The following is a 6,690-nucleotide window of genomic DNA, read 5'->3' as shown; positions in this document are numbered from 1 at the left end:
GCTACTTTACCTTGCAATAACTGGGCAACATCATTTATGTTACCTTTATTAAATTGCTCTGCGTTTACACGGGTAATAGCGCTTGTGATTTCTCTTTTCTTGAGGGTACCATAACCAACTACAGTCACTTCATTTAAGGAATTATTGCTGCCTTTCATCGAAACAGCAACCTCCGATTTGCCTGAAACATTCAAGTCCTGTTTATCGAAGCCTACTCCGGAAAGTATGATTTTAGATATACCTTCCACAGAAGACAATTTAAAGGTCCCGTCATTTGCAGTGGCAGTACCAACTTTTTTACCAGAGGAAGTGACGCCTAAAACAGATATACCGGCAACAGGAGAACCATCTTTCGAGTCGGTTACCTTACCAGTTACTTCTTTGTTTTGGGCATAAGACATTGTGGAAAACAAAGCAAAATAGAGGCATAGCATGCCTTTTGCGAGTTTTTTTAAATTCATAATTGATTGTTTAATTTTAGTTTTTAATGGACTAATAACAATTACGACTATTATTTTCGGTAAATTGTTTATGAAGAATATGGCGGCAGATAAACCGCATTCAAGGACAGAACACCGTCTTCATATAGCAATAGACTGGTAAAAGCAAATCGTGATTTGAAATTATAACTTTGATTTAACATTGTAATAATTATAAAAGTTTCTAGGGACTGAAAATGTTATTGCAAACGTTTGCAGAGGATAAAATAGATCTTAAATTTTTTAAAAAGTCAATTTTACTTTTACTTGGGAGATAAAACGCTTACAGGCATTTTTCAGTAGTGAATATGCAGTAATAAAAGGCAAATGATTTGGATGGCGAAAATTGAATTTTAGTAAAGATTGACGTAATGAAGTTTCAGTTTTAAAGAGTGGAGGATAAATTTGCGTAATAAATACTTGATTTAAATATCAATTTGCCAACAAAATTTACATAAAACATAAAGAAAGCTACAACAAAAAAGCCCTCAAAAAAATGAGGGCATATTTATTCTATGAAGGTTAATTATCTAAATTATATCAACAGGAAGTTTCTGTTTCTGCCTGCCTTTTTACCTTTTTTATAGTATTTAATGGGATAAATATCCGGTGTTTGCATTAATTTATTTATCACGTTTTTTACCAGTTGCATTACGGGAAATCCATTATTTTTTGGGATGGTTGCCATTACATTTAATTTTATCGTACATGTAACGGCAAGTTTTGTTAATTATTGTCTGAAAAAATAGTGGGGTACCACTTACGGCTTGTGATGGAATATAAATCCTTCTAAGATTAAAAAAAGGCAGGAATGGGAACAGCTTTGCCAAATTTTCACCAATAAAGCTATCGAATTTCTAACTGAATTTTATTAACCTGTTTACCGCTTCTTCCAGTGTGGCTTCTTTTTTTACAAAACAAAACCTTAATACCTTATCATCTTTTTCTTTACTGTAAAAAACTGACACCGGTATTGTTGCCACTTTATATTCCTTAGTAAGTCTTATTGCCAGCTCCATTTCAGTTTCTTCGCTAATACCCGCATAACTATACAATTGGAAATAACTTCCGTGAGAGGGCAATGCTTTAAATTTTGTTTGCTGCATCAATAATTGAAAAAAGTCTCTCTTTTGCTGCACTGCTGCACCCAAATGCAGATACTGCTCTTTTTGTTGAATAAAATTTGCCAACGCAAACTGCACCGGACTATTACAGCTAAAGCAATTAAACTGGTGTACTTTTCTAAACTCCTTCATTAATGCATCAGGAGCAACACAATATCCCAGCTTCCAGCCCGTACAATGATAGGTTTTACCGAATGAAAAACATACAAAACTTCTTTCCCTCAAATCCGGATACCGTAACATACTTTCATGCGGCAGATCATCAAATATTAAATGCTCGTACACTTCATCGCTTAAAATAAAAATGCCGGTATCCCTTACAATGCTGCGTAATTGTTCAATATCATCACTGCTTAACACCATCCCCGTAGGATTGTGAGGTGAATTTAGCATGATCATTTTTGTTTTTGGTGTGATACTTTTTTTAACCAATTGCCAGTTGATGCTATAAGAAGGATAACTAAGTGGAATCAATACTGGCACTCCTCCGTTGATTAGGATGTTGGGGATATAGCTGTCGTATGCCGGTTCAAAAACAATTACTTCATCACCGGGTTGCAATATCGTTGTAAGTGCCGTGTAGATGGCGTATGTTCCTCCCGGTGTGATGGTTATTTCCGTATCCGGATGTACAGTGGCAGCATAAAGATTTTCGATTTTTTCGGCCAGCCTTTCCCGCAATAATGCAAGGCCGTTCATGTGAACATATTGATTATTGCCTTTCTTCATTGCGTCATTCACCAATCCAATCAGTCCGGCATTCATCATAAAGTCGGGAAATCCCTGACCGAGGTTGATGGCATTGTGTTCTGCCGCCAGCACACTCATCCGCGTAAAAATTGTAGTGCCAACCAGCGGAAGTTTACTGTGTATGGAAAGTGAAGGCATTGAATCAGATACATTTAACTTTAATAATCAACATAGATATCAACAGGAAATAAAACAGTTTCCAGAGGCTGTTTAAAAATAGAGTTTTCGTTTTGCATCCGGAGGTTTTTGGGGCGTACACCTGGCCACTTTTTAGGTGGTAATTCAAGAATGGTCAATACCCTATTAACCCTAAATAAATTTATCCCCCTTGTTTCTTTTTACTTCCGCTACGTATTCTTTTATTTCCTGCTCTTTATCTTTTTTACAAATCAATAATACATCTTCTGTATCCACCACTATAAAATCATCCAGGCCCTGTATCAATACCAGCTTTTTATTACCGGCATGCACGATATTTTTTGTGGCATCAATGATCATTACATTATCGCCCGAAACCGCATTCTCCAGATAGTCTTTTTCAAGATTATCATAAGCACTTGCCCAGGTACCCAGATCGCTCCATCCAAAAGATGAAGGAATGATGTATACATTGTCCGCTTTTTCCATGATCCCGTAATCAATAGATATATTTACGCATTGCGGATAAATTCTTTCAATGGCTTCCTTTTCATTTGCTGTAGAAAAATTATTTCTTTCTGCATCAAATACATCGTGCATTTCAGGCAAAAAAGTTTCGAATGCTTTTACAATATTTTTAACCTGCCAAACAAAGATGCCTGCGTTCCATAAAAAATCGCCGCTTGATATAAATGTTTTAGCAAGTTCCCTGTCTGGCTTTTCGCTAAAAGTTTTTACTTTAAAAACATTTTCACTCACTTCCTGCTGATCGTACTGAATGTAACCATACCCTGTATTGGGATGTGTGGGTTTGATGCCCAGCGTTACCAATGCTTTTATATTTTCAGTAAAATGTAATGCCCGCAGGCAGGTATTTCTAAACCCTTCAGGATCAAGAATAATATGATCTGCAGGGGCACAAATTAAATTGGCTTCCGGATTTAACTGGTTCAGTTTGTAAGAAATGTATGCAATACAAGGTGCGGTATTTTTTCGCGAATGTTCACATAAAATATTTTCTAACGGAATATCGGGTAACTGTGCAGCAACGATATCTTTATACTGATGTGTAGTAACAACGTAAATATTTTCTTTCGGTATAAATAAGGTAAACCGGTCGTAGGTGGATTGGATCAGGGTGCGGCCGGTGTTCAAAATATCCAGGAACTGTTTTGGAAAATCTGTTCTGCTTAAAGGCCAGAACCTGCTGCCAATACCCCCTGCCATGATGGCTACATAGTTATTGTTATTCATTTTTTATATTTATATCTCAATTTTGCAACGCAAATGTATTGAATGTTTTAGCAGCATCATTTACTTTAAATAATACCCTCTTTTATTAAATCATGCAAATGAATAATGCCTGCATACAAACCATTTTCTATTACTATTAACTGGCTGATATCTTTTGCTTTCATTATTTCAAGTGCATCTGCTGCCAGCATTGCCGCATTGATTGTTTCGGGACGGGACGACATAATATCCTGAGCTTGTAATGCGGAAAACTCGATCGTTTTCTCCAGCATGCGGCGTAAATCTCCATCTGTTATAATACCCGCAACGGTGTTATCGTTATTAACTACTGCCGTTGTTCCTAACCGCTTCCGCGTCATTTCAACAATTACCTGGTTAATAGTAGCATTGCGGAATACGGCGGGATGTTCATTTTGTGAAGACAGGTCCATAACCCTTAAGTATAATTTCTTCCCCAACATTCCACCCGGATGAAACCTGGCAAAATCTATTGTGCCAAAACCTTTTACCTCCATAAGGCAAACAGCCAGTGCATCACCCATCACCATTTGTGCAGTGGTGCTTGTTGTAGGCGCAAGGTTGTTAGGACAAGCTTCCTGATCTACGGTAGTATTTAAAATAATATCGCATTGGCTAGCTAAAAAGGATGCTGTGTTGCCCACCATACCAATCAGTGTATTGCCAAAGTTTTTTATCAGTGTTGCCAGCACTTTAATTTCAGGACTATCACCGCTTTTACTGATGATAATAATTATATCCTCCTTTTGTATCATGCCCAGGTCGCCATGTATGGCATCGGCCGCATGCATAAACAAAGCGGGTGTACCGGTGCTATTAAAAGTAGCCACAATTTTTTGGGCAATGATGGCACTTTTGCCAATACCGCTTACTACCAGCCTACCCTTTGAAAATGCAATTGTGTCAACGGCTTTTTCAAAATTACCATCAATAAAATCAAGTAACTTTTTAATGGCATCCGCTTCCAGCTGAATGGTGCTTTTTGCTGTTGTTATAATATCTTTATTACTCATTGTTACGGAGGCAAACCTACTTTAAATAGGTCACAACGCAAAAGGTGGCCTAATTTTATTCTTTCATTTTAAAAATATTTGCCTAACTTAATTAATCCTTAACATTTGCGGGAATTTGAAAATACAGGTGTATTGAAGTAACTTCACGCTCCTTTAAAATATTAGGTGGTAAAAGGGATTTTTTTAGCCATTTGATTTTTATTCATTTTCCTATAATTTTTAACCCATCCTGAAAGAGAAGATATCTATATGACCACAATAAAAACACCCGGGAAAACTATTTCTACTAAAGAAAAAAAAGAAAAACCGCTTCCGAAAAAATCAGCAGTAAAAGCAATCAGTTTAGAAAAAAACCTGAATTTAACAGCCCAGTTACAGGACTATTTTGGCTTTGATGGTTTTAAAGACCCCCAGGAAACAATCATAAAAAATTTATTGGCTGGCAATGATGCATTGGTAATTATGCCTACCGGTGGTGGTAAAAGTTTGTGCTACCAGTTACCTGCCATTATAAGTGAGGGTTGTGCCATTATTGTTTCGCCCCTGATTGCTTTAATGAAAAACCAGGTTGATCTGGTAAGAAGTTACAGTAGCAAAGACGATGTAGCGCATTTTTTAAATAGCACTCTCAATAAAGGGCAACAAAAAATTGTAAAAGACGACTTAGTTACCGGCAGAACAAAAATGTTGTACGTGGCACCGGAAACACTTACCAAGGAAGAGAATATTGAGTTTTTTAAAGACCTCAACATTTCCTTTTTTGCTGTTGACGAAGCACATTGTATTTCTGAATGGGGCCACGATTTTAGACCGGAGTACCGCCGCCTCCGGGAGATGATGGAATTAATAAGTCCACATGCACCTATGATTGCATTAACCGCTACAGCTACCCCAAAAGTGCAGAGCGATATTTTAAGAAACCTGGGATTGCGTAACCCTAAAATATTTATCTCTTCTTTTAACAGGGGCAATTTATATTACGAGATTTTACCGAAAATAAATAAGGATCAAACGGTAAAAAGCATTGTTCGTTTTGTATCGCAAAACAAAGGTAAAAGCGGAATCATTTACACGCTCAACAGAAAAACAACTGAAGAGCTGGCTGATATGCTGATGGCCAATGGGATAAAAGCAGTGGCTTATCATGCAGGGCTGGATAGTAAATTACGAGCCGACCGCCAGGATCTTTTTTTGAATGAAGATGTACAGGTAATTGTCGCCACCATCGCATTTGGAATGGGGATAGATAAACCGGATGTTCGTTTTGTAATTCATTATAATATTCCAAAATCAATAGAAAATTATTATCAGGAAACTGGTCGTGCCGGAAGAGATGGCATGGAAGGAAAATGTATTTTATATTACAGTCATAAAGATGTGGCGAAGCTTGAACATTTAATGAGAGATAAGCCGCTGAGCGAACGGGAAGTAGGCGCACAGCTGATTAATGAAACCGTGGCCTATTGTGAAAGTTCTGTTTGCCGCAGAAAAATTTTACTGAATTATTTTGGGGAAGAATATGATGTGGTACAATGCACCGATAAAATGTGCGACAATTGCAACCATCCGAAAGAAATGATGGAAGCTAAAAAAGAAGCAAGCCAGGCCTTAACAATTATAAAGGGGCTGGATGAACAATTTACAATGGAATACCTGATGCATATTTTACGGGGCAAACCCAACCCCAAAGTAAAAATGTTCAGGCATGATGAGCGGGATTTTTTTGGAATTGGCAAAAGCAGGGATGAACTTTTTTGGAATTCGCTGATGCGGCAGATGCTGCTTGAAAGACTGATTCAAAAAGATATTGAAGAATACGGCGTATTGAAAATTACCAAAAAAGGACAAGCATTTATAAAGAAGCCGGAATCGTTTAAAATAATATTAAATAATTTATTTGAAGATGCAGATGCG

General features: G+C 37.2%; 6 protein-coding genes. 1 reads left to right on the top strand and 5 read right to left on the bottom strand.

The window, feature by feature from the left end; genetic code table 11:
- From H7254_RS14970 to H7254_RS14950, 5 genes are all read right to left on the bottom strand, one after another.
- Positions 1–461, bottom strand: a 461-nt coding sequence (locus tag H7254_RS14970; protein ID WP_301933726.1) for a carboxypeptidase-like regulatory domain-containing protein, incomplete at its 3' end; no start/stop codon positions are given.
- A 553-nt stretch (positions 462–1,014) separates the two neighbouring features.
- Entirely contained in the window at positions 1,015–1,167 is a 153-nt protein-coding gene (locus tag H7254_RS14965) for a hypothetical protein (RefSeq protein WP_301933725.1), read from the bottom strand.
- Between the two features lie 169 nt (positions 1,168–1,336).
- Positions 1,337–2,491 carry a methionine aminotransferase gene (locus H7254_RS14960; RefSeq protein ID WP_301933724.1) on the bottom strand — a complete coding sequence of 385 codons (1,155 nt, stop codon included), beginning with the start codon at positions 2,489–2,491 and terminating at the stop codon, positions 1,337–1,339.
- Between the two features lie 171 nt (positions 2,492–2,662).
- Positions 2,663–3,745 (bottom strand): mannose-1-phosphate guanylyltransferase, encoded by a 1,083-nt coding sequence (locus H7254_RS14955; protein ID WP_301933723.1) that lies wholly within the window; start codon positions 3,743–3,745, stop codon positions 2,663–2,665.
- 65 nt (positions 3,746–3,810) lie between these two features.
- Positions 3,811–4,776: an SIS domain-containing protein gene (locus H7254_RS14950; protein ID WP_301933722.1), complete on the bottom strand. Its 966-nt coding sequence runs from the start codon at positions 4,774–4,776 to the stop codon at positions 3,811–3,813.
- A 249-nt stretch (positions 4,777–5,025) separates the two neighbouring features.
- Between H7254_RS14950 and H7254_RS14945 the strand changes: the two genes are divergently transcribed.
- On the top strand, positions 5,026–6,690 hold a 1,665-nt coding region (locus H7254_RS14945; protein WP_301933721.1), incomplete at its 3' end, for an ATP-dependent DNA helicase RecQ.

It is taken from the genome of Ferruginibacter sp., from assembly GCF_014377975.1.
Lineage (GTDB): Bacteria > Bacteroidota > Bacteroidia > Chitinophagales > Chitinophagaceae > Ferruginibacter.
This window is presented reverse-complemented; position numbering and strand designations above follow the sequence as displayed.

What these genes read in the sequence shown, in the direction of transcription:
- H7254_RS14950 (WP_301933722.1), bottom strand. Translation starts at nt 4,776, where the DNA reads ATGAGTAATAAAGATATTATAACAACAGCAAAAAGCACCATTCAGCTG.
- H7254_RS14960 (WP_301933724.1), bottom strand. Translation starts at nt 2,491, where the DNA reads ATGCCTTCACTTTCCATACACAGTAAACTTCCGCTGGTTGGCACTACA.
- H7254_RS14965 (WP_301933725.1), bottom strand. Translation starts at nt 1,167, where the DNA reads ATGGCAACCATCCCAAAAAATAATGGATTTCCCGTAATGCAACTGGTA.
- H7254_RS14955 (WP_301933723.1), bottom strand. Translation starts at nt 3,745, where the DNA reads ATGAATAACAATAACTATGTAGCCATCATGGCAGGGGGTATTGGCAGC.